This window comes from Kineococcus gurbantunggutensis (assembly GCF_050871925.1).
GTDB lineage: Bacteria > Actinomycetota > Actinomycetes > Actinomycetales > Kineococcaceae > Kineococcus.
The window spans coordinates 21,720-43,439 of sequence record NZ_JBJLSG010000031.1 but is presented as its reverse complement, the minus strand read 5'-3'; the positions used below and the strand labels follow the sequence as shown (position 1 = coordinate 43,439).

22 protein-coding genes and 1 other RNA gene are annotated in these 21,720 nt (G+C 78.7%); 21 read left to right on the top strand and 2 right to left on the bottom strand.

The annotated features are described in order from the left end of the window. Positions 1 to 2,819, bottom strand: a 2,819-nt coding sequence (locus ACRYR7_RS08480) for an FtsK/SpoIIIE domain-containing protein (protein WP_432571639.1), incomplete at its 3' end; no start/stop codon positions are given. Between the two features lie 169 nt (positions 2,820 to 2,988). Between ACRYR7_RS08480 and ACRYR7_RS08475 the strand changes: the two genes are divergently transcribed. The 19 genes from ACRYR7_RS08475 (at position 2,989) to ACRYR7_RS08385 (ending at position 19,425) form a co-directional block, all read left to right on the top strand. After that, positions 2,989 to 4,230: a CpaF family protein gene (locus ACRYR7_RS08475; protein WP_432571638.1), complete on the top strand. Its 1,242-nt coding sequence runs from the start codon at positions 2,989 to 2,991 to the stop codon at positions 4,228 to 4,230. Position 4,231: 1 nt separating this feature from the next. Then, a complete protein-coding gene (locus ACRYR7_RS08470) occupies positions 4,232 to 5,095 on the top strand; it encodes a type II secretion system F family protein (RefSeq protein ID WP_432571637.1) in 864 nt (287 codons plus the stop codon). After that, positions 5,092 to 5,982 (top strand): type II secretion system F family protein, encoded by an 891-nt coding sequence (locus ACRYR7_RS08465; protein WP_432571636.1) that lies wholly within the window; start codon positions 5,092 to 5,094, stop codon positions 5,980 to 5,982. Before ACRYR7_RS08470 ends, ACRYR7_RS08465 begins: the two co-directional genes overlap by 4 nt. A 47-nt stretch (positions 5,983 to 6,029) precedes the next feature. Beyond that, positions 6,030 to 6,281, top strand: coding sequence for a hypothetical protein (locus tag ACRYR7_RS08460; protein WP_432571635.1), 252 nt, complete (start codon positions 6,030 to 6,032; stop codon positions 6,279 to 6,281). Between the two features lie 10 nt (positions 6,282 to 6,291). Beyond that, positions 6,292 to 6,789 (top strand): TadE/TadG family type IV pilus assembly protein, encoded by a 498-nt coding sequence (locus ACRYR7_RS08455; RefSeq protein ID WP_432571634.1) that lies wholly within the window; start codon positions 6,292 to 6,294, stop codon positions 6,787 to 6,789. Beyond that, entirely contained in the window at positions 6,786 to 7,226 is a 441-nt protein-coding gene (locus ACRYR7_RS08450; RefSeq protein ID WP_432571633.1) for a pilus assembly protein, read from the top strand. Before ACRYR7_RS08455 ends, ACRYR7_RS08450 begins: the two co-directional genes overlap by 4 nt. Beyond that, entirely contained in the window at positions 7,223 to 7,705 is a 483-nt protein-coding gene (locus tag ACRYR7_RS08445; RefSeq protein WP_432571632.1) for a pilus assembly protein TadG-related protein, read from the top strand. Before ACRYR7_RS08450 ends, ACRYR7_RS08445 begins: the two co-directional genes overlap by 4 nt. A 202-nt stretch (positions 7,706 to 7,907) precedes the next feature. Continuing rightward, positions 7,908 to 8,810 (top strand): ABC transporter ATP-binding protein, encoded by a 903-nt coding sequence (locus ACRYR7_RS08440; protein WP_432571631.1) that lies wholly within the window; start codon positions 7,908 to 7,910, stop codon positions 8,808 to 8,810. Next, positions 8,807 to 9,607 carry an ABC transporter permease gene (locus ACRYR7_RS08435; protein WP_432571630.1) on the top strand — a complete coding sequence of 267 codons (801 nt, stop codon included), beginning with the start codon at positions 8,807 to 8,809 and terminating at the stop codon, positions 9,605 to 9,607. Before ACRYR7_RS08440 ends, ACRYR7_RS08435 begins: the two co-directional genes overlap by 4 nt. A 43-nt stretch (positions 9,608 to 9,650) precedes the next feature. After that, on the top strand, positions 9,651 to 10,340 hold the full coding sequence (locus ACRYR7_RS08430; protein WP_432571629.1) for an SDR family NAD(P)-dependent oxidoreductase: 690 nt from the start codon (positions 9,651 to 9,653) through the stop codon (positions 10,338 to 10,340). A 56-nt stretch (positions 10,341 to 10,396) separates the two neighbouring features. Then, positions 10,397 to 11,518, top strand: coding sequence for a peptide chain release factor 2 (gene prfB, locus ACRYR7_RS08425; protein ID WP_432571628.1), 1,122 nt, complete (start codon positions 10,397 to 10,399; stop codon positions 11,516 to 11,518). A 128-nt stretch (positions 11,519 to 11,646) separates the two neighbouring features. Further along, positions 11,647 to 12,336, top strand: a complete 690-nt coding sequence (ftsE, locus tag ACRYR7_RS08420) for a cell division ATP-binding protein FtsE (protein ID WP_432571627.1) — start codon at positions 11,647 to 11,649, stop codon at positions 12,334 to 12,336. Beyond that, the gene (gene ftsX, locus ACRYR7_RS08415) at positions 12,336 to 13,241 is read left to right on the top strand and encodes a permease-like cell division protein FtsX (RefSeq protein ID WP_432571626.1); all 906 of its coding nucleotides are present in this window, start codon (positions 12,336 to 12,338) and stop codon (positions 13,239 to 13,241) included. The genes ftsE and ftsX overlap by 1 nt, the downstream gene beginning before the upstream one ends. Before the next feature lie 104 nt (positions 13,242 to 13,345). Then, positions 13,346 to 13,819, top strand: coding sequence for an SsrA-binding protein SmpB (gene smpB / locus ACRYR7_RS08410; RefSeq protein ID WP_166610954.1), 474 nt, complete (start codon positions 13,346 to 13,348; stop codon positions 13,817 to 13,819). Then, positions 13,816 to 15,636: a DUF2207 domain-containing protein gene (locus ACRYR7_RS08405; RefSeq protein ID WP_432571625.1), complete on the top strand. Its 1,821-nt coding sequence runs from the start codon at positions 13,816 to 13,818 to the stop codon at positions 15,634 to 15,636. Before smpB ends, ACRYR7_RS08405 begins: the two co-directional genes overlap by 4 nt. A gap of 98 nt (positions 15,637 to 15,734) precedes the next feature. Then, positions 15,735 to 16,100: a transfer-messenger RNA gene (gene ssrA, locus ACRYR7_RS08400) on the top strand. A gap of 153 nt (positions 16,101 to 16,253) precedes the next feature. Beyond that, positions 16,254 to 17,018 carry an ABC transporter ATP-binding protein gene (locus ACRYR7_RS08395; RefSeq protein ID WP_432571624.1) on the top strand — a complete coding sequence of 255 codons (765 nt, stop codon included), beginning with the start codon at positions 16,254 to 16,256 and terminating at the stop codon, positions 17,016 to 17,018. Then, on the top strand, positions 17,015 to 18,370 hold the full coding sequence (locus ACRYR7_RS08390; protein ID WP_432571623.1) for an FtsX-like permease family protein: 1,356 nt from the start codon (positions 17,015 to 17,017) through the stop codon (positions 18,368 to 18,370). Before ACRYR7_RS08395 ends, ACRYR7_RS08390 begins: the two co-directional genes overlap by 4 nt. Before the next feature lie 215 nt (positions 18,371 to 18,585). Further along, complete coding sequence (locus ACRYR7_RS08385) at positions 18,586 to 19,425, top strand: GGDEF domain-containing protein (RefSeq protein WP_432571622.1); 840 nt, start codon at positions 18,586 to 18,588, stop codon at positions 19,423 to 19,425. Between the two features lie 32 nt (positions 19,426 to 19,457). On the opposite strand, the gene ACRYR7_RS08380 is transcribed toward ACRYR7_RS08385, so the two are convergent. Further along, a complete protein-coding gene (locus ACRYR7_RS08380) occupies positions 19,458 to 19,769 on the bottom strand; it encodes a hypothetical protein (protein WP_432571621.1) in 312 nt (103 codons plus the stop codon). 80 nt (positions 19,770 to 19,849) lie between these two features. Between ACRYR7_RS08380 and ACRYR7_RS08375 the strand changes: the two genes are divergently transcribed. Further along, on the top strand, positions 19,850 to 20,959 hold the full coding sequence (locus ACRYR7_RS08375; RefSeq protein WP_432571620.1) for an NADH:flavin oxidoreductase/NADH oxidase: 1,110 nt from the start codon (positions 19,850 to 19,852) through the stop codon (positions 20,957 to 20,959). Between the two features lie 152 nt (positions 20,960 to 21,111). After that, on the top strand, positions 21,112 to 21,696 hold the full coding sequence (locus ACRYR7_RS08370; protein ID WP_432571619.1) for a YqgE/AlgH family protein: 585 nt from the start codon (positions 21,112 to 21,114) through the stop codon (positions 21,694 to 21,696). The last annotated feature ends 24 nt before the right edge of the window (positions 21,697 to 21,720 follow it).

Genomic DNA, 21,720 nt, shown 5'->3' with positions numbered 1-21,720 from the left:
GGGCCCCCAGCGCCGCGGGGGCTCCCGGGGGCCCCACGGGCACCCGCGCGGGCCCCCCCGGGGGCCAGCACCCGCACGCCGTCCGCCGCACCGCCCGCGCTGTCGCCCGCGTCGACGCCCTCGAGCACGGCGGTCTGGAAGGTCTCCAGGCCCCGCGAGCCGCGCCGCAGCACCGCCCGGCCGGGGGTGGTGTCGCTGATGGCCGCCGGGGACGCGTCGCCCACGACGTCCTCGGCGTCGGCGCGGTCCTGCACCCGCAGCGCGATGCGGGCGTTGGTGTTCGCGCGGATCTCCGGGCTGACCACGCCGGCGGGGCGCTGGGTGGCCAGCACCAGGTGCAGGCCCAGCGAGCGGCCCACCGCCGCCAGGCGCACCAGGCCGTCGACGAAGCCGGGCAGCTCCTGCGCGAGCACGCGGAACTCGTCGACGACGACCACCAGGCGCGGCACGGCCGCCGCGGCGGGCGAGCCCGCCGGCAGGTGCGCCACGTCCGCCGCGCCCGCGGCGCGCAGGACGCCCTCGCGGCGGCGCACCTCCGCGCGCAGGCTGCGCAGCACCCGCTGCGCCAGGTGCTCGTCGAGGTCGGTGACCAGCCCGTCCACGTGCGGCAGGCCCGCGCAGCCGGCGAACGCCGCACCGCCCTTGTAGTCGACGAGCACGAAGCGCACGGCGTCCGGCGGCGCCTGCAGCGCCAGGCTCAGCACCAGCGCCCGCAGCAGCACCGACTTGCCCGAGCCGGTGGTCCCGGCGACCAGGACGTGCGGGCCGTCCGCGACGAGGTCCAGCCGGCAGGGCCCGGCGGCCGTGGCGCCCAGCACCGCGACCGCGCCCGGGGCGCGGTCGCCCCAGGCGGCCGCCAGCGCCGCCGGCCGCGGTGCGGCCGTCCCCGGCAGGCCCAGCAGCGGCAGCAGCGCCACCCGCGCGGGCACCCCGGCCCCGCCGCCGGCGGGCGCGGCGTCGCGCACCGGCGCCAGCGCCCGCGCCAGCTGCCGCGCCCACCCCGCCGCCGCCCCGTCGGCCGCCACCGCCACCGCCGCGCCCCCGGCGTGCAGCACGGCGTCCCCGGAGCCGTCCGCCGCCAGCTCCAGCACGCTCGCGCACTCCGCGGGCAGCCGCGTGCGGTCGGTGTCCAGGCAGAGCACGTGCACGCCCTCGGCGGTGCCCGAGCGCAGCACGCGCGCCAGGTCCGCGTCGGTGCGCAGGTCGGCCGCGCCGTCGACGAGCAGCACCAGGGCGCGCGGCTCGCCACCGCTCCCACCGCCCCCGGGGCCCCCGGCGGCGCCGCGGGCGCCGCGGGCGCGGGCGCGGCGCTCCACCTCCGCGGCGAGGACGGGCAGCGGCTGCGCCGCGGGCAGGGCGTGCGGCAGCAGCTCCACCCAGCCCCACGCCCCCGCCGGGCCGGTCACCGCCAGGCCCAGCTCCTCGGGGCCGTGCCAGGCGGCCAGCTGCCCGAGCAGCTGGCGCGCCACCGCCGTGACGAGCTCGCGCGGGCCGGCCACGCCCAGCGGGCCGCGGCGCAGGTCGGCGGTCACGGGGACGTCGTCCAGCTCGGAGCCGGGGGCCGGGTCGGCGGCGGCGGGCGCCGAGCCGGACGCGGGGCCGGTCGCCGGGCCGGACGAGGGGCCGGGCGCGGCGTCGGGGTCGTCCTCGCGCACGGTGCTGCCGGTGGCCCGCACCCGCCCCAGGCCCACCCGCACCACGAGGGCGTCGGGGGCGCTGCGGGTGCGCTCGTACAGGCGGCTGCCGCGGCCGGCGGCCTGGGCGAGCACCTCGGCCGGTCCGGGCGCCTCCTCGTGGCGCCGGCGGTGCTCGGCGGCCAGGGCGGCGGCGTGCCGGGCGCCGACCCGCTCGCGGGCCGCGTCGCACGCGGCCCGCGCCCGGAGCCCCTCGGCGGCCGCCCGACGGCGCTGGGACCACCACTGCCCGCCCACGAGCACGGGGGAGGCCAGGCCCAGCAGCAGCGACAGCGGGGACCACACCAGCGCCACCACCACCGACACGGCCAGCGGCACGAGCAGCGCCAGCCACGGCACGCCCGGCACCTCGCGCTCGGGCGCCGGGCGCGGCCAGCGCAGCACCGCCCCCTCGGCGCCGGCGCCCGCCGCGCGCAGGCGGGGCGCGCGGTTGAGCAGCAGGTGCCCGCACCCGTCGGGGCGCGCGTCGGCGGGCTCCACCGGCGGCGGCGCCACCTGCAGGACGCTGGAGCCCACCAGCACCCGGTCACCGGCGCGCAGCTCCACCGCACCGACCACGGGCTCGCGGGCCCCGGCCACCAGCAGCGCCGTGCCGTTGAGGGAGCCGGCGTCGCGCACCGCCACGGACCCGTCGGCCGCGACGTCGAGCACCGCGTGGGTGCGCGAGACGCCCGGGTCCGCCAGGGGCACCGCGCAGCGGTCCGGGCCGCCGGCGCGCCCGACCGCGCAGGCGCCGGCCGGCAGCGCGAACCGCCCGCCCGCGTCCGGGCCGGCCACCACCGCCACGACCACCGCGGCGGCACCCCCGGGCGCACCCCCGTGGGCACCCCCGGGGACGGGGGCGCCCGCCGGCGGGGGAGGACCGGCGGGTGCCCCGGCCCCCGCGCCCCGCGCACCGGCGGGCGCGGCGCCGACGTCTACGACGGCGCCCTGCAGCAGCGGCGGGACCCCCAGCACCGCGTCGGCCACCTCCAGGCCGCCGGCGCGCGGCGGGCCCGGCCAGGGACCAGTCAGCTCCTCCAGGCGGGCGCGCGCCCGCGCCAGCGCGGTGCCCGCGGGTGCCTCCACGAGCACGTCGGTGCCCGCCGGGTCACCGACGCCGACGAGGGTCAACCGCAGGCGCACCCCGGCAGGGTGCCCGCCGCGCGGGCCCCGCGGCGCTCCACCCACAGGCCGCACCGCCCGCGGGGGTTGTCCACATCCCCCGGACGCCCGCGGCGCGCCCCGCCTACGGTGACCGCGCCGCGGAGGGGTTCCGCGCGCTCCGCGGGTACCGGGTGAGGGGGTGGTGGGTGTGGACGCCGTGCGGCTGGTCGAGGACGAGGTGCGCCGGGAACTGCGCCGCCGCATCTCCGCCGGGGGTTTCCGGGCCACGCCCGAGCAGTTGCGCGCCCTCGTCGACGAGGCCGTCACCGGGTACGACCTGCGCTCGCTGGACGGTTCCCTGCCGTTCCTCGCCGACCGCCGGGAGGCGGTGCGCGAGGTCGTCGCCGCGGTGTCCGGGTACGGGCCGCTGCAGCGGTACTTCGACGACCCCGAGGTCGAGGAGATCTGGATCAACGAACCCGGCAAGGTGTTCGTGGCCCGCGGCGGCGTGGCGGAGCTGACCACCACGATCCTGGAGGAGGACGCCGTCGCGGAACTGGTGGAGCGGATGCTCGCCAGCACCGGCCGGCGCGTGGACCTGTCCAGCCCGTTCGTGGACGCCTCGCTGCCGGACGGCTCGCGCCTGCACGTGGTGATCCCGGACATCACCCGCCGGCACTGGGCGGTGAACGTGCGCCGCTTCGTCGCGCGCGCCCACCGGCTGGAGGACCTGGTGGCGCTGGGTTCGCTGTCCGCGCAGGCCGCGCGGTTCCTGGGCGCGGCCGTCGCCTCGGGCCTGAACCTGCTGGTCTCGGGGGCGACGCAGGCGGGGAAGACGACGCTGCTGAACTGCCTGCTCGCCGCCGTCCCGGCGCAGCAGCGCGTCGTCACCTGCGAGGAGGTCTTCGAGCTGCAGGTCGCCGCCCGCGACGTGGTGGCCATGCAGTGCCGCCAGCCGAACCTGGAGGGCCGCGGCGAGGTCCCGCTGCGGCGCCTGGTGAAGGAGGCGCTGCGCATGCGCCCGGACCGCCTCGTCGTCGGCGAGGTGCGCCAGGAGGAGAGCCTGGACCTGCTGGTGGCGCTGAACTCCGGCCTGCCCGGGGCGGCGACGATCCACGCGAACTCCGCCGCCGGTGCGGTGGCGAAGATGTGCACGCTGCCGCTGCTGGCCGGGCAGAACGTCACCAGCGGTTTCGTGGTGCCCGCGGTGGCGTCCTCTATCGACCTGGTCGTGCACACCGCGCTGGGCGCTGACGGCCGCCGGCGGGTGGAGGAGGTCCTGGCCGTCACCGGCCGCGTGGAGGGCGGCGTGGTGGAGACCGCGCCGCTGTTCCGCCGCGCCCCCGGCCCGGACGCGGACCTGGTGCGCGAGCAGGGCTGGCCCCCGCACCGCGAGCGCTTCGCCCGCGCGGGTTTCGACCTGACGGCGCTGCTGTCGGGGCGGGGCTGAGGTGGGCGGTTCGGGCGGGCTGCTGGCGGGTGCGCTGCTGGGGGCCGGGACGTTCTGCGTGTGGTCCTCCTGCTGGGAGCGCGGCCCGCGCGCGCCGCGCGCGCCGCGGCGGGTGCTGCGCCGCCTGCTGGACGCGGCCGGGTTCGCCGACGTGCCGGTGCCGGTGCTGCTGCTGGTGTGCGCGGCCGCCGCCGCGGCGGGGCTGCTGCTGGTGCCGGCGCTGACCGGCGCGGTGGTGCTGGCGGTGCCGGCCGCGGCCGCCGGGGCGCTGTCCCCGTTCGCGGCGCTGCGCGCGCGGGCCCGGCGCCGGCGCGCCGAGCGGTCGCGGGAGTGGCCCGACGTCGTCGACGCCCTGACCGCCTCGGTGCGGGCGGGCGCCGCGCTGCCGGACGCGGTGTGCGCGCTGGCGGTGCGCGGCCCGCAGCGGCTGCGCCCGGCGTTCGCGGGTTTCGCCGCCGGGTACCGCGCCAGCGGCGCGTTCGACGCGGAACTGGCGCACCTGCGCGAGCAGCTCGCCGACCCGGTGTTCGACCGGCTGGCCGCCGTGCTGCGCATGACGCGGCAGGTCGGCGGCAGCGACCTGGGCGGCACGCTGCGCACGCTGTCGGCGTACCTGCGCGAGGACCAGCGCGCCCGCGCGGAACTGCTGGCGCGGCAGAGCTGGACGGTCTCGGCCGCGCGCCTGGCGGCGGCCGCGCCGTGGCTGGTGCTGGCGCTGCTCGCCACCCGGCCCGGTTCCCTGGAGGCGTACGACACCCCCGCCGGCGCGGCCGTGCTGGGCGGCGGGGCGCTGGCCACGGTGCTGTCGTACCGGGTGATGGTGCGCCTGGGCCGGCTGCCCGAACCGCGGCGGGTGCTGCGGTGACGCCGTCGGCGACCGGTGCGCTGCTGGGCCTGGCCGGCGGCACGGGGGTGCTGCTGGTGCTGGCGGGCGCGCCGTGGCGGCGCACCCCGTCGCTGGAGGCACGCATCGCCCCGTACCTCTCGCGCCCGGCGCGGCCCGGCTGGCGCTCCGCGGCGCGCGCGGCGCTGGACGCCGCGGCCGGCGCCTGCGGGGCGCTGCTGGGGTCCTCGGCGGTGGTGCGCTCGCGCCTGGACGTGCTGGACCCGGCCCGCGAGGTCGCCCAGCACCGCGCCGACCAGGTGCTGTGGGCGCTGGCCGGCGCGGGCGCCGGGGCGCTGCTGTGGTGGCTGGCGGTGCTGCGCGGTGCGCCCTCGGCGGTGGGCGCGGTGGCGATGGTCCTCACCGGCGCCCTCGCCGGGGCCCTGCTGCGCGACGCGCTCCTGGCGCGGGCGGTGCAGCGCCGCCGCGAGGAGGTCGCCGAGGACCTGCCGGCCGTGGCCGAGCTGCTGGCGCTGTCGGTGGGCGCCGGCGAGGGCGTGGCCGCGGCCCTGGAGCGGGTGGCCGCCGGCGGTGGCGCGCTGCCGGCGGAGCTGCGCCGGGCGCTGGCCGACGCGGCCGCCGGCGTGCCGCTGCTGGAGGCGCTGGCGGCGACGTCGGACCGCCTGGGCGTGCCGGCGCTGTCCCGCTTCACCGAGGGCCTGGCGGTGGCGGTGGAGACGGGCAGCCCGCTGGCCGGGGTGCTGCGCGCGCAGGCCGCCGACGCCCGCGAGGCCGGCCGGCGCCGGCTGCTGGAGGAGGGCGGGCGCCGCGAGGTGCGGATGCTCGTGCCCGTCGTGTTCGGGGTGCTGCCGGTGACGGTGGTGTTCGCCCTGTTCCCCGGCCTGGCCCAGCTGCGCCTGGGGCCCTGAGGCCCCCGCTGCTCTCGAAACCCCTTCCCGAGGACCTGAGGAGAACCGTGTCCGAGAACCGTTCCCGCCGTCGTGCCCCGCTGCGCGCCTCGCGCCTGCTGCGCCGTGCGCTGCGCCCCGGGTCGCGCCCCGGGTCGCGCCCCGGGTCGCGCACCGGCGACGACCGCGGCGACGTGCCCGGCTGGGTGCTGGTCACCCTGATGACCGCCGGGCTCGTGGTCGCGCTGTGGGCCGTGGCCGGCCCGCGGCTGCAGCAGGTGTTCACGCAGTCGATGGACGCCGTCGTCGGGCAGCTGTGAGCGGGCGCTGGTGAACCGGGCCGCCGTGGACCGGGCCGCCGTGGACCGGGCCGCCGTGGACCGGGCCGCCGTGGACCGGGCCGCCGTGGACCGGGCCGCCGTGGACCGGGCGCTCGCGGGCCCGCCCGCGCGCCGCGGCGACGAGGGCTCGGCCGTCGCGGAGTTCGCGGCGGTGGCCGGGGTGCTGGCGCTGCTGTTCGCCGCGGTGCTGCAGCTGGCGGTGGTGCAGCACGTGCGGGCCACCGCCACCGACTGCGCCGGGGCCGGCGCCCGGTACGGCGCGCTGGCCGGCAGCTCGCCGGAGCTGGGCGCGCAGCGCACCTGCGAGCTGCTGGCGGCCTCGCTGTCCGCCCGGTACGCCGGCGACGTCGCGGCCGCGGTGGTGGGCTCGCCGGCCGGGCCGGTGGTGGAGGTGCGGGTGCGCGCGCCGCTGCCGGTGGCGGGGCTGCTGGGCCCGGCGCGGGTGCTGGTGGTGCGCGGGCACGCCGCGCTGGAGGGGGCCTCGTGAGGCGGGGGAGCGGGCGGCGCGACGAGGGCAGCGCCGCGGTGGAGCTGCTGGCCGTCGGGGTGCTGCTGCTGGTGCCGCTGGCGTACCTGGTGCTGGCGCTGGGCCGGGTGCAGGCGGCCGCGTTCGCCGCGGAGGCCGGCGCGCGCGAGGCCTCGCGGGTGCTGGCCACCACGAGCGGGGACGGGCCGGCCGCGGCGCGCGCGCAGGCGGCGGTCGCGCTGGCGCTGGCCGACCAGGGGTTCGCCGCCGGGCCCGGCGCGCTGGTGCTGGAGTGCGCGGCGCGCCCGTGCCGCACCCCGCAGGCGCCGGTGGCGGCGACGGTGCGGGTGCGCGTGCCGCTGCCGCTGGTGCCCTCCTTCGCGCGCGCGGCGGTGCCGGTGGAGGTGCCGGTGCAGGTGCGCCGCGTCGCGGTGGCCGACCGGTTCGCGCCGACGTGACGGGTCGGCGCGGGGGCCGGTGGCGTCGCAGCGGGGAGCGCGGCGACGAGGGGCGCATCGCGCTGCTGTCGCTGGGGTTCGCGCTGGTGGCGCTGGTGCTGGTGCTGCTCGTGGTGTCGGCCTCGGCGGTGCACCTGCAGCGGGTGCGCCTGTTCGCCCTGGCCGACGCCGCGGCCGCCGACGCCGCCGACGCCCTGGACGAGGGGGCGTACTACGGCGGCGGCGGGGGCCTGGTGGACGGGGCGGTGCCGCTGTCGGACGCCTCGGTGCGCGCGAGCGCACAGCGGTACCTGGGCGCGGCCGGCGCGGACCTGCCGGGGGTGCGGGTGGCGGCGGGCACGGGCAGCCCGGACGGGCGCACGGCGGTGGTGGTGCTCAGCGCGCCGGTGGTGCCGCCGTTCGCGGCGCTGGTGCCGGGGCGCTTCGCCGGCGGGGTGGAGCTGCGGGCGAGCAGCCGGGCGGTGGCGCGGCTGCGCTGAGGCGCCCGGCCGTGCACCGCGGCCGGGCGGAGCAGGTCGGGGCGGAGCAGGGCCGGGCGGAGCAGGTCGGGGCGGAGCGGGCCGGGGCGGGGAACCTCGGCGACGCGCCGCGCGCAGCCTCGTGCCCGGCGGCGCGGGTGGGCACAGTGGGCCCCAGGCCGAGCGCCCCGCCGAACGCCGCCGCCCCACCCTGGAGACCCCCGTGAGCGCACCACCCGTGGTCGAGGTCGACCGCGTCACCCGCACGTTCGGCGACGTCGTCGCCCTCGACGGCGTGAGCCTGACCGTCCGCCCGGGGGAGGCGGTGGGGGTCCTGGGGCCCAACGGCGCGGGCAAGTCCACGCTGCTGTCGCTGCTGGCGGGGCTGCGCCGCCCCGACCGCGGCACCGTGCGCCTGGCCGGCGGCGACCCGCGCGAGGCGCACGTGCGCGCGCGCCTGGGCGTCACCCCGCAGGCCACCGGCCTGCCGCAGACCCTGAAGGTGGGGGAGGTCGTCGACTTCGTCGCCGGGCACCACCGCGACCCGCTGCCGCGCGCGGAGGTGCTGGAGCGCTTCGAGCTGTCCGACCTGCGCGGGCGGCAGTGCGGGGGCCTGTCCGGCGGGCAGCAGCGGCGCCTGGCGGTGGCGCTGGCCTTCGTCGGCCGCCCCGACGTCGTGCTGCTCGACGAGCCGACCACCGGCCTGGACGTGCCCGCGCGGCACGCGCTGTGGGCGGCGGTGCGCGGGTTCGTCGCCGAGGGCGGCACGCTGCTGCTGACCAGCCACTACCTGGAGGAGGTGGAGGCGCTGGCGCAGCGGGTCGTCGTCGTCGACCGCGGCCGGGTGCTGGCCGAGGGCACCGTGGCGGAGGTGCGCGGGCGCACCGCGCTGCGCCGGGTGCGCTTCAGCGCCCCGCCCGGCGCGCTGCCGGCGCCGCTGACCGCCGGGGCCGAAGTCGTCGCCGACGGGCGCGGGGGCCGCTGGGAGCTGCTGGTGCCCGACGCGGACGCGTTCGTGCGCGCCCTGGTCACCTCCGGTGCCGCCTTCCGGGACCTGGAGGTGGCCACCGCCTCCCTGGAGGAGGCCTTCCTGGCCCTGACCGGCGAGCGGGGGGCCGCCGCGTGAGCACCCCCGCCACGACCCCCGCCGCCCGCGGCGGTGGGCGCCGCCCCGCCGGGGCGCTGCGCCTGACGTGGCTGCACACCCGCTACCAGGTGACCGAGACGCTGCGGGTGCCGGTCGTCGTGGTGAGCACCGCGGTCTTCCCCGCGCTGATCCTGGCGGTGTTCGTCGTGCCGCAGGCGGGCGGCGCGGGGCCGGCGGCGGCCACGGGGGCGGTGGCGCAGCTGGCGGTGTTCTCCGCGATGAGCGTGTCGCTGTTCACCCACGGCGCCGGCACCGCCGAGGACCGCGCCCTGCCGTGGGACGCGCACCTGCGCACCCTGCCGGTGGGCGCCGGGCCGCGCTTCGCCGCGCGGGTGCTCACGGGCGCCTTCTTCACCGTCCTGGGGCTGGTGCCGCTGCTGGTGCTGGCTGCGCTGGTCACCGACGCCACCACCACGCCGCTGCGCTTCCTGGCCGGCCTGGGCGGGCTGCTCCTGGCGGGCCTGCCGCTGCTGGCGCTGGGCCTGGCGGTGGGGTACTCGGTGCCGGCCAAGGCGGCGCTGGCGCTGGCGCAGGTGCTGCTGCTGCCGCTCGCCTTCGCCGGCGGGCTGTTCCTACCGCCGGAGGTCATGCCGGGCTGGCTGGCCTCGATCTCCACGTGGACGCCCACGCGCGCCGGGCGCGACGTCGTGGTGGGCGCGGCCACCGGCACCGGCGTGCCGGGCACCGCGCTGCCGGTGCTGCTGGGCTGGACGCTCGTGCTGGGCGCGGTGGCGGTGCGGGCGATCCGCCGCGACCAGGGGCGGCGCTTCCGCTGACGCCCGGGTGCGCGCGCGGCCCGCGCGTGCCACCCTCCGCGCTGTGACGGACCTCGACGGCGCGCGCGTCCTGCTCACCGGTGCCGGCGGCGGCCTGGGCCGCCCGATCGCCGCGCGCCTGGCCGCGGCCGGTGCCCGGCTCGTCGTCAGCGGCCGCGACCGGGCCCGCCTGGAGGGCCTGCCCGGCCACCCGGTGACCGCCGACCTGCGCCTGCCCGACGGCCCCGGCGCCCTGGTGGACGCGGCGGTGGCGCACCTGGGCGGCCTGGACGGCCTGGTGCACGCCGCCGGCGTGGTGGCCTTCGGCCCGCTGGAGGAGGCCGACGACGACCTGCTCGACGAGCTGTTCCTGGCCGACGCCCTGGGGCCGGTGCGGCTGCTGCGCGCGGCCGTGCCGCACCTGCGCTCCGCGGCGCGCGAGCGCCCCGGCGCCTTCGTCGCGGTGGTCTCGGCGGTGGTGGCCGAGCAGCCGGTGGCCGGCATGGCCGCCTACAGCGCCGCCAAGGCAGCGCTGAGCGCCTTCGCCGGCGCCGCGGGCAAGGAGCTGCGCCGCGAGGGGGTGCGGGTGCTGGACGTGCGCCCGCCGCACACCGAGACGGGCCTGGCGGGCCGGCCGGTGGCGGGCACCGCGCCGCGCCTGCCCGCCGGGCTGGACCCCGACGCCGTCGCGGAGCGGGTGGTGCGGGCGATCGTCGACGACGAGCGGGACCTGCCCGCGCGCGCCTTCGGCTGAGCGCGGGGCCCGCGCGCGCACCGCCGCTCCACCGCGCGCGCGTAAGCTCGTCCGTCGTGGCCACCGACTTCCCCGCCGAGATCTCCGCCCTCCGCCAGACGTACGCGTCGATCCGGGAGGTGTCGGACCTCGATGCGCTGCGCAAGGAGCTGGCGGAGCTGAACGACCAGGCCGCCGCCCCCGACCTGTGGGACGACGCCGAGCACGCCCAGTCGGTCACCAGCCGGTTGTCCACCCTGCAGGCGGAGCTGGAGCGCATCGAGCGGATGGGCTCGCGCATCGACGACCTGGAGGTCCTGGTCGAGCTGGCGGAGTCCGAGGACGACGCCGACTCCCTGGCCGAGGCCGAGCGCGAGCTGGTCGCCGTCAAGAAGCAGCTCGACGAGCTGGAGGTGCGCACGCTGCTGTCGGGGGAGTACGACGGGCGCGAGGCGCTGGTGACGATCCGCTCCGAGGCCGGTGGCGTGGACGCCGCGGACTTCGCCGAGATGCTCATGCGCATGTACCTGCGCTGGGCCGAGCGCAAGGGCTACAAGACGGAGGTCTACGACACCTCCTACGCCGAGGAGGCGGGCATCAAGTCCGCCACCTTCAAGGTCGCCGCCCCGTACGCCTACGGCACCCTCAGCGTGGAGCAGGGCACCCACCGCCTGGTGCGCATCTCCCCGTTCGACAACCAGGGCCGGCGCCAGACGTCCTTCGCGGGCGTGGAGGTGCTGCCCGTGGTGGCCGAGACCGACCACATCGAGGTCCCGGAGAACGAGGTGCGCGTGGACGTGTACCGCTCCTCCGGCCCCGGCGGGCAGTCGGTCAACACCACCGACTCCGCGGTGCGCCTGACCCACATCCCCACCGGCATCGTGGTGACCTGCCAGAACGAGAAGTCGCAGCTGCAGAACAAGGCCGCGGCGATGCGCGTGCTGCAGGCGAAGCTGCTGGAGAAGGCCCGCCAGGACCGCCAGGCCGAGCTGGACGCCCTCAAGGGCGACGACTCCGGCTCCTGGGGCAACCAGATGCGCTCCTACGTGCTGCAGCCGTACCGCATGGTCAAGGACCTGCGCACGAACCACGAGGTCGGCAACGCCGACGCCGTCTTCGACGGCGACATCGACGCGTTCCTGGAGTCCGGCATCCGCTGGCGCCGCCAGGGCGAGCGCGCCGCCGGCGCCGCGAGCTGACCGCCCGCGCCGGGCCCGGACCCGCCCGGACGGGGGGCGGCGCTCACCGAGCGTGCCCGCACGTAGAGTGGACGACGGCCGGAGCACGCCCCGCACCACCCCGTCCCCGAGACCGGCCGCCCCCGCGAGTGATCACCTTCGAGCACGTCAGCAAGGTCTACGGCGAGGGGCACCGCCCCGCGCTGGCCGAGGTCACCCTGCAGATCGACAAGGGCGACTTCGTCTTCCTCGTGGGGCCCTCCGGGTCCGGCAAGTCCACCTTCCTGCGGCTGGTGCTCAAGGAGGAGAAGGCGTCCTCGGGCACCGTGCAGGTCGCCGGGCGCGACGTGGGGCGCATGCGCAGCTGGAAGGTGCCGGCCCTGCGCCGCCAGATCGGCGTGGTCTTCCAGGACTTCCGCCTGCTGGCGGACAAGACCGTCTTCGAGAACGTCGCCTTCGCCCTGCAGGTGCTGGGCAAGCCGCGGCACCTCATCGCGCAGTCGGTGCCGGAGACGCTGTCGCTGGTGGGCCTGGGCGGCAAGGAGAAGCGCCGCCCGCACGAGCTCTCCGGCGGTGAGCAGCAGCGGGTGGCGATCGCCCGCGCGTTCGTCAACCGCCCGGCGCTGCTGCTGGCCGACGAGCCCACCGGCAACCTCGACCCGGAGACCAGCGTCGGCATCATGAAGCTGCTGGACCGCATCAACCGCACGGGGACCACCATCGTCATGGCCACGCACGACGACGACATCGTCGACCAGATGCGCAAGCGCGTCGTGGAGCTGCGCGACGGCCGCGTCGTGCGCGACGAGGACCGCGGCGTGTACGGGTCGGCCCGCTGATGCGCGCCGGCTTCGTCCTGCGGGAGATGGGCGCCGGGCTGCGGCGCAACTTCACCATGACCGTCGCGGTGGTCCTGGTGACCATGGTCTCGCTGTTCTTCTTCGGCCTGGGGCTGCTCGTGCAGCAGCAGGTCTCCATCCTCAAGGGCGACTGGTACGACCGCGTGCAGGTCTCGGTCTTCCTGTGCGGGCCGGTGAGCACCCAGGAGGACTGCCCGACGGGGGCGGTCACCGCCGCGCAGCGCGACGCCCTGCGCGGGCAGCTGGAGGCCTCCCCGCTGGTGGACCGGGTGTTCTACGAGTCCCAGCAGGACGCCTACGACAACTTCCTCGAGCAGTTCGACGACGCGATCACCGAGAACGTCACGCCCGACCAGCTGCCGGAGTCCTTCCGCGTGCGCCTGACCGACCCCTCCCGCTACCAGGAGGTCCGCGAGCAGTTCAGCGGGCAGCCCGGCGTGGAGGACGTCCCCGACGACCGGGCCGTGCTGGGGCCGCTGTTCGCCGCGATGGACGGCGCCACCCGCGTCGCGCTCGGCCTGGCGGCGCTGATGCTGGTGTGCTCGGTGCTGCTGGTGTCCACCACGATCCGGCTGACGGCCTTCAGCCGCCGCCGCGAGGTGAGCATCATGCGCCTGGTGGGCGCCTCCCGGGCGCTGATCCAGCTGCCGTTCGTGCTGGAGGGCGTGGTCGCCAGCCTGGTGGGCGCGGTGCTGGCCTCCGGGGCGCTGTACGCGCTGGTGGAGTTCGGCGTGGGGCGCCTGCGCGAGCGCCCCGACTTCACCACCCGCCTGGTGGAGACCTCCGACGTGCTCTTCCCCACCGCGCCGGTGATGCTCGGCGTCGGCGTCGTCTTCGCCGTGGTGGCGTCCCTGCTGAGCCTGCGGCGCTGGCTGAAGGTCTGAGCGCCGCGGGCGCGCCGGTGCGGCTGCGCCCGCGGCGAACGGCCGTGCGCCCCGGTGCCCGGCGCACCTAGAGTGGACGGTCCAGCAGCAGGGGGAGGACGCACGTGCCGCGCGAGACCGGCCGCAAGGTGATCGCCAGCAACCGCAAGGCGCGCCACGACTACCACATCGAGGACACCTACGAGGCGGGCCTGTCCCTGACGGGCACCGAGGTGAAGGCGCTGAGGATGGGGCGCGCCTCCCTGGTCGACGGCTTCGCCCAGATCGACCGCGGGGAGATGTGGCTGGAGCACGTCCACATCCCGGAGTACGTGCAGGGCACCTGGACCAACCACGCCCCCCGCCGTCGCCGCAAGCTCCTGCTGCACCGCGCCGAGATCGACAAGTGGGCCGGCAAGGTCCGCGAGTCCGGCCTGACGATCGTGCCGCTGTCGCTGTACTTCGTCGACGGGCGGGTCAAGGTCGAGATCGGCCTGGCGCGGGGCAAGAAGAACTACGACAAGCGCCACGCGCTGCGCGAGCGGCAGGACCGCCGCGAGGCCGAGCGCGCGATGTCCCTGCGGCGGAACCGGGAGTGAGCCCGGCGCTCGTCCGCCGCGCCGGTGCCGCCCTGGCCCTGGCCGCCGCCGTGCTGGCCGGGCCGGCGGCCGCGGCCGCCGCGGCGGACGAGCCGGGCGCGGACGAGCGGGTGCGCTCCTACGCCGTCGACCTCGCCGTCGGTGCCGACGGCTCGGTGGGCGTGCGCGAGACGCTCGTGTACGACTTCGGCGACGAGGGCCACCACGGCCTGCAGCGCTCGATCCCGGTGCGCGGCCCGCACGACGCCTCCCACGACCGCCTCTTCCCGCTCAGCGGCCTGCGCGTGTCCAGCCCCTCGGGGGCCCCGGCGCGGGTGAGCACCGAGGAGGACGACGGCGTCCTGGACGTGCTCGTGGGCGACCCTGACCGCGAGGACGTGCGCGGGCAGCAGACCTACGTGCTGGAGTACCGCCTGGGCGCGGTCGTCGACGACGTCGACGACGTCGACACCCCCGAGCGGCAGGGCGAGCGGCAGGGCGAGCGGGGCGGGCAGCGGGTCCGCGTGGACGTCGTGGGCACCGGCTGGCGGGTGCCGGTGGAGCGCGTGGAGGCCACCCTCACCGCGCCCGGGCCGCTGTCGGCGCTGGAGTGCTCCAGCGGCCCGCCCGGGTCCACCGACCCGTGCGCGGTGGCGCCGGGCGAGGCGCCCACCACCGCCGTCTTCAGCGCGAGCGACCTGGGGGCGGGGGAGGGCGTCACCGTCGGCGCGCTGCTGCCGCCGGGCACCGTCACCGCGCCCGGGCCGCTGCTCGTGGGCACCTTCAGCCCCGCGCGCGCCTTCACCGCCGACGCGCTGACGCTGCCGGCGAGCGCGGCGGTGCTGGCCGCCGGTGCGGGCGCCGTCCTGCTCTCGCGCCGCCGCCGCGACGGCGACGGCACCGCGACCACCGCCCCGCCCGCCGCCGGCGCTCCGCCGGAGGGTCCGCAGGAGGGCCCGCCCGGTGCGCTGGGCGCCCTGGTGCACGGCGGCGCCACCGGTGAGGACGTCGTGGCGACCCTGCTGGACCTGGCCGAGCGCGGTCACCTCGCCCTCGACCCGCAGGGCGAGGGCGGGCCCGGCGCCGCGGACTGGCGCCTGGAGCGGCGCGCCGGCGCGGACCGCACCGGCCCCGCCGAGGACCGGCTGCTGCACACCCTGTTCAAGGACGGGCCGGTCACGACGCTGTCGGCGCTGCGCAGCCGCTCGCGCGCGGGGGTGCAGCTGACCCAGCAGCTCCTCGACGAGGAGGCGGTGCGCCGCGGCTGGTTCCGCGACCGCCCCTCGCGCCTGGCGCACCGCCGCCTGGGCCGGGCGCTGGCCGGGCTGGCCCTGGCGCTCGCCCTGGCGGTGGCCCTGCTGCTGTGGACGCGCTTCGCGCTGGTCGGGCTGGCCCTGGTCGCGGTGGCGCTGGTGGTGCCCTTCGCCCTCCGGCCCCGCTCGCCGCTGACGGCGCAGGGGCTGCGCGCGCGCCGGGCGGTGGAGGCCTTCGCCGCCGGCCTGCGCCGCGGTGCGGACGCCCCCGGCGCCGCCTCGGCGGGGGGTGCGGCGCTGGCGCGCCACCTGCCGCTCGCGGTCGCCCTGGGCGCGACGGCGCAGTGGGCGGCCGCGGCGCGGGCGCTGCAGGCCTCGCCCGAGCCGGTGCCGCGCCCGGCCTGGTACGGCGGCGGGCGCGGGGCCTTCGACCCGGCCGTCTTCGGCGGCGTGATCGGGATCTTCTCCGCCGAGGCCTCCGGCTCGCTCACCGCCGCCCCCGCGGCGGCGCCGGGCACGTCCTCGACCTCCCCGGCCGGCTCCGTCGGCACCGGCGCGGGCGGCGGGGGCGGCGGCTCCTGGTGACCGGCGGCCCCGACGGCGGGAATGCGCGCGCCGGGCGGGCCGTTGGGACGTATGCTGGTCACCGGTCGCCACGACGGGGCCGGTTCTCAACTGAACACGGGGATGACAGGTTTCGACGTCGGTCGTCGAGCCAGGGGAAGCGGGTCGAGGATGCACGGTCATCTCGTCAACGCTCCGTGCAAACCAATAGGTGCCGATTCCAAGCGCACCGCGTTCGCCCTCGCCGCCTGAGCGAGTGTGACGCTGTCAGCCCGGGTGCGCTCCCGCCCCGGGTCCTGGCATCGACTAGGGAGCTCACCTCTCACCGAGGTCGCGTAGGTGAGAGGGACAACCAACGCGGCTGGGCCCGGCGATGACATGCCTGTGTGAGCATCGGGGCCGAGCAGACCGCTGAACAGGATGCACCCGGAGAAGCCCTGGTACCACGCTGGCGGACGCGGGTTCGATTCCCGCCATCTCCACCTTCCGACGAAGGGCCGCTCCCCGCACGGGGAGCGGCCCTTCGTCGTGCCCGGGGACCTCCACCCGCCCGCTCCCCCCGTGGTCGGACGCGGCCGCGCGCGGTTCCCCCCGTGCTCCGACGCGCTCGCCGGGCCCGCGGCGGCAGCCTCGGGGGCATGGACACCCTCAGCGCCCGCGGTCTCGTGATGGCCTACGGCGACGGCCCCGGGGCGACGCGCGCGCTCGACGGGGTCGACGTCGACCTGCGCCCCGGCGAGTCCGTCGCCGTCACCGGCCCCTCGGGCTCGGGCAAGACGACCCTGCTGCACTGCCTGGCCGGCATCCTGCGCCCCACCTCCGGCGTCGTGGAGCTGGACGGCGCGGACCTGACCGCGATGAGCGACGCGCGCCGCACGCGGTTGCGCCGCAGCGAGTTCGGCTTCGTCTTCCAGTCCGGGCAGCTGCTGCCGGAGCTGCCGGCGCAGGAGAACGCGGCGCTGCCGCTGATGCTCGCCGGCGTGGACCGGCGCACCGCCGTGGCGCGGGCGCGCGAGCTGCTGGGCGCGCTGGGCCTGGCGGGCGCGGAGGAGCGCCGGCCCGGGCAGCTCTCGGGCGGTCAGGCGCAGCGCGTGGCGATCGCCCGGGCCCTGGTGGGCTCGCCGAGGGTCGTCTTCGCCGACGAGCCCACCGGGGCGCTGGACCAGGGCACCGGCGAGGAGGTGCTGGCCACCCTGACCGGCGCGGTGCGCCGCGCGGGCGCCGCGCTCGTGGTGGTCACGCACGACCCGGCGGTGGCGCGCTGGTGCGCTCGGACGCTGGCGATGCGCGACGGGCGGGTGGTGCGCGAGTTCCACGCCCCCGCCCCCGCCGCCAACCCCGCCGGTGCCGGCGCCGCCCCGGCGGCCCCCGCCCGCGCCGCCGGCTCGGGGGTGCCCTCGTGAGCGGCGCGCTGCGCACCTGGCTGCGGCTGCTGCGCCACCGCGACTCCGGCGGGCACCTGCCCACGGTGCTGGCGGTGGTGGCCTTCGCCGCGGCCACCTGGGCGGTGCTCACCGTGGCCGGCGGGGTGCAGGCGTTCACCGAGCGGGCCCGCCTGGCGGGGCCGGGGTCGGACGCGGCGCTCTACCCGCTGCTGGCGGCGGTGTCGGTGGCGCTGCTGGTCGTGCCGACCGCCGCGCTGGGCGGGGCCGCGGCCCGGCTGACCGTGGCCCGGCGCGACGAGCGGCTGGCCCGGCTGCGCCTGGCCGGCGCCACGAGCGCGCAGACGGGGCTGGTGGCGCTGCTGGACGCGGGCCTGCAGGCGGTGGCGGGCGCGGTGGCCGGGGTGGTGCTGAACCTGCTGGCCACGCCGCTGTTGGCGCAGCTGCGCTTCCAGGGCCGCGCGTTCGAGCCGTCCGAGCTGCGGCTGGGGGCGCTGCCGGTGCTGGTGACCGCCGGCGCGGTGCTGCTGGTCTCCCTGGTCTCGTGCGCGGTGAGCCTGCGGCGGGTGGTCGTCACGCCGCTGGGCGTGGCGCAGCGGCTGCCCGCGAAGGCCCTGAGCTGGGTGCGGGTGCTGCCGGTGCTGCTGGTGGGCCTGGCGTTCACGGCGGCGTTCCGGGTGCTGGGGCAGCTGACGGCGGGCGTGGGCCTGGCCGGCGCGGTGCTGGTCCTCGCGGTGCTGCTGGCCGCCACCTTCGCCCTGTACAACCTCGTGGGCCCGTTCCTGCTCTCGGTGCTGGGGCGGGTGCTGGCCGCGCGGGCGCGCAGCGTGCCGACGCTGCTGGCGGCGCGGCGGATCGCCGACGACCCGCGCAGCGCGTGGCGCGGCGTGGGCGGCATCGCCCTGGTGACGTTCGTGGCGGGCTGCCTGAGCGTGGTGCCGGGGATGACCGCCACGGACGGCGGGGACGTGGAGGGGGAGGCGCTGCTGCGCGACGTCGGCACCGGCGCGCTGGTCACCCTGGTCGTCGCGGCGGTGCTGGCGGCGGTGTCCACCGGGGTGACGCAGGCCTCGCGCGTGCTGGACGGCGCCCCGCAGCACCGGGCGCTGCACCTGGCGGGCGCGGACGTGGCCGTGCTGCACGCGGCCCGCTCGCGCGAGACGTGGGTGCCGCTGGCCCTGACCACGGGCGGGGCGGCGCTGACGGCGCTGCTGGTGGTCTCCCCGCTGCTGGCCGTGCTGCGCTCGGCGCCGGTGGGGGTGCTGCTGTTCGCCGCCTGCGCCGCGGGCGGTGCGGGGCTGGTGCTGCTCGCCTCGCGGGCCGCCCGCCCGCTGCTGGCGCAGTCCGTGGACCTGTCCCGCGCCCCGCGGTGACGGGCGGTCGCGGCCCGCTCACGTGTTCACCCGGACACGTGAGCGCCCGAACACGTGTCGGGGCCGACTCGTTGCGTCGCAACCGTTCCGCCGTCCGGGGCGTTTCCCGTGATCCTTTCGGGCGGCGGCGCCCGGCGTGCCTACGGTCGCCCCGGTGGCCGCCCGGCCGCCGAGCGAGGGGGGACGCCGTGCAGGACGCCGACTACCGTCGACTCGTGGAGGAGTCGCCGATCGCCACCCTCGTCGTGCGCGACGGGGACGTGGTGTGGGCCAACCGCGCCGGCCGCCGCGTGCTGGGCTCGGCGGGCGGGGAGGAGCGCTTCGCCCCCGTGGCGCTGGCGGACCTGGTGCACCCCGACGACCGCGCCGCGCTGGCCGGGGCCCTGGCGGCGGCGCTGCGCGCGCGGCCGGGGGAGCCCGTCGCGCTGGCCGAGTGGCGCTTCGCGCGCCCGGGCGCCGCCACCGCCACGGTGGAGGTCCTCGCCTCGCCGGTGGAGTTCGAGGGCGAGGCCGCGCTCGCGCTGGTGTGCTGGGACGTCTCCCAGCACGTCGAGCGCCACCGCGACCTGGCGCACCGCGCCACCCACGACCGGCTGACGGGGCTGCCCAACCGCTCGCTGTTCGAGGACCGCTGGTCGCAGGCCCGCTCCCGCGCCCGCCGCACCGGCGTGGTCCCGCTCATCGCCTTCTGCGACGTCGACGAGCTCAAGCGCGTCAACGACCGCCACGGGCACCTCGTGGGCGACGCCGTGCTCGTCGAGGTGGGCCGGCGCCTGAGCGCGGTCGCGCGCGAGGAGGACACCGTGGCCCGCTACGGCGGCGACGAGTTCGTCCTGCTCGTGGAGGGCCCCGCCGACGTCGAGCCCGCCGCCCTGGAGGCCCGCTTCCGCGCGGCCGTCACCGGGGTCGGGGTGGACCTGCCGGACGGCTCGGACACCGTGCGCCTGACGTGCAGCGTCGGGCTGGTCGTGGACGACCCGGGCTCCCCGCCCGCGGAGGTCCTGGCGCGCGCCGACGCGCGGATGTACCGCGACAAGCGCCGCCGCCGGGACTGAGGACCCGCCCGCCCCCGGCGCCGCCGGTCGGTTCAGCGCGCCGCGCCGGGCGGGGCGGGGGCCGGCTGCGCCCCGGTGCGCCGGTGCGCCAGCGCGCGCACCAGCCCGGCGGGGTCGCCGGCGCGCACGAGCTCCACGGCGCGCTGGACCTCCACCGCGCTCAGCCCGCCGAACCAGGACAGCTCGCCCTCGCGCGCCAGGCCGAGCTGGGCGCCGGGCACCGGCGGGTCCTGCTGCAGGTGCACCAGGACCCCGTCGGCGCCGGCGCGCACCGCCGGGCGCAGGCGGTGCAGCAGGCCGGCCTCGGCGGGGGCGACCAGGTACCAGGTGTGCGTCGTGTCCACCGCACCACTATCGCTACTGAGCATCGTTCTCGCTAGACCCGGGAGGGGACCGGCGCGGCGCCCGACGTACGGTGCGACCCGTGAGTCGACTGCTCGAACCCCTGACCCTGCGCGGCACGACCTTCGCGCACCGGATCTGGGTCTCCCCGATGTGCCAGTACTCCTGCGACCCCGACGCCGCGCCCGGCGTGCCGCACGACTGGCACCTGGTCCACTACGGCTCCCTGGCCGTCGGCGGGGCCGCCCTGGTGCTCACCGAGGCCGCCGCCGTCGTGCCCGAGGGGCGCATCACCCCCCACGACGCCGGCCTGTGGGACGAGGAGCAGGAGCGCGCCTGGGCGCGCGTGGTCTCCTTCGTGCACTCCCAGGGCGCCGCCGCCGGCGTCCAGCTCGCCCACGCCGGCCGCAAGGCCAGCACCCACCGCCCCTGGGCGCCGGTGCAGGGCAGCGTGCCCCTGGAGGAGGGCGGCTGGCCCACCGTCGCCCCCAGCGCGATCGCCCACGGCGACCTGGCCGTGCCCACCGCCCTGGACGAGCGGGGCCTGGCCCGCGTCGTGACCGCCTTCGCCGAGGCCGCCCGCCGCGCCGACCGCGCCGGCTTCGACGTGGTCGAGCTGCACGCCGCCCACGGCTACCTGCTGCACCAGTTCCTCTCCCCGCTGTCCAACACCCGCACCGACGGCTACGGCGGCGACCTCGCCGGGCGCTCGCGCCTGCTGCTGGAGGTCCTGGACGCCGTGCGCGCGGTCTGGCCGCGGGACAAGCCCGTCTTCGTGCGCGTGTCCACCTCCGACTGGGCCGAGGGCGGCTGGGACGTGGAGGAGTGCGTGCAGCTCGCGCGCCTGCTCGCCGAGCACGGCGCCGACCTCGTCGACGCCTCCTCCGGGGGCAACGTGCCCGAGCAGCGCATCCCCGTCGGCCCCGGCTACCAGGTGCCCAACGCCGGCCGCGTCAAGCGCGGCGCCGGCGTGCCCGTGGGCGCCGTCGGGCTCATCCTGGACCCCCTGCAGGCCGAGCAGGTCCTCGTCAGCGGCGACGCCGACGCGGTGCTGCTGGCCCGCCCGCTGCTGGCGGACCCGCGCTGGCCCCAGCGCGCGGCCGCGGCCCTGCACGGCACCCGCGCCGTGGCCTGGCCCGCGCAGTACGTGCGCGCCACCCGCGACGACGTGCCGGTGAGCACCCCGCGCTGACCCCGCGCCCGCCCGCCGCCGGCTCCCCGCCCCGCACCGCGCTGCGCGGGTGCGGCGGCGGGGTTCGGCGGCGGGGTGCGGCGGCGGGCCCCGGCGGCGCGGACGGGCCATGATGGTCGGGTGCCCCCTGCGACCGGAACGGAGCGGCAGCCGTGAGCGCCCCGCCCCCCACCGCCCTGACGGGCCGGCTGCTGCTGGCGACGCCCGCGCTGACCGACCCCAACTTCCGCCGCGCCGTCGTCCTCGTGCTCAACCACGACGAGGACGGTGCGCTGGGGGTGGTGGTCAACCGGCCGCTGGAGGTCGACGTGGACGCCGTGCTGCCCGGCTGGCAGCCCTTCGCCACCGCCCCCGGCAAGCTCTTCCAGGGCGGCCCGGTCGCCCTGGACTCCGCGCTGGGCCTGGTGGCCGTCCCCGGCGACCGGCCCGACCCCCGGGGCGTGCGCCGGGTGTTCGCCTCCGTGGGTCTGGGCTCGGTGGGCCTGGTGGACCTGGACACCCCGCCCGAGAGCGTCGTCGACGAGCTGGCGGGCCTGCGCATCTTCGCCGGCTACGCGGGCTGGGGCGCCGGTCAGCTCGAGGCGGAGATCGCCGAGGACGCCTGGTTCGTGCTGCCCGCCGAGGCGCGCGACGCGTTCTCCGACGCCCCCGAGCGGCTGTGGGCCGACGTGCTGCGCCGGCAGGGCGGCGACCTGGCGCTGGTGGCGAGCTTCCCCGCCGACGTCACGATGAACTGAGCGCCCCGCGCCGCGCCGGCCGGG